Raw genomic sequence first — 633 nt, forward strand, 5'->3', positions numbered from 1 at the left:
AATGGGGAATGCAGCCGTTGCCGGCATCCTCCGGCCTTGCATTGTTTGACCGGTTGTTACAACAGGGCCACGAACAGGTGGTCGTGTTTCATGGTAAGAAAAACAAATTCCAGGACCAGAAAGTCAACACGGAAAAGCTTCCGGTTAATGTAAGCGATCCGGTATTGACGGATCTAGTAACGAAAAAAGTGCTTGGGTTCATATCAGAGAACCTGCAACTGGAGATAACTGCCATATCGCTGGATGAAGAACTGGGAGATTATGGTTTTGATTCTATCTCACTGACGAAGCTGGCCAACCAGATAAATGATTATTACGATTTATCATTAACGCCCACTGTTTTTTATAGCCACTCTACTGTAGAGAAGCTGGTAAATCATTTACTGGAAGATCATGCTGCCGGTGTTGTCAAACGTCATCATGCAGTGACTAAGGCGACGTTGAGGGAAGTGGCTCCTCCTGTTAGTTTGCCGCCTGCGGTTAGAAGTACCGGGCGTTTTGTGGATGGACCACCTGTAATTTCTCCATTGTCGGAACCTGTTGCGATAGTGGGAATGAACGGCCGTTTTCCTGGTTCGGCAGACCTGCAGCAGTTCTGGGAGCATCTGAAGTCCAATCATGATCTTGTGACAG

Annotated in this window: 1 protein-coding gene; it reads left to right on the forward strand. The window is 47.2% G+C overall.

What is annotated here, in order from left to right; all coding sequences use genetic code 11:
- A partial coding sequence (locus tag ACTJJS_RS33520) for a phosphopantetheine-binding protein (RefSeq protein ID WP_440668408.1) occupies nt 1-633 on the forward strand: 633 nt, incomplete at both ends.

Origin of the sequence: Chitinophaga sp. 22308, from assembly GCF_052045305.1 — a bacterium.
Lineage (GTDB): Bacteria > Bacteroidota > Bacteroidia > Chitinophagales > Chitinophagaceae > Chitinophaga > Chitinophaga varians_A.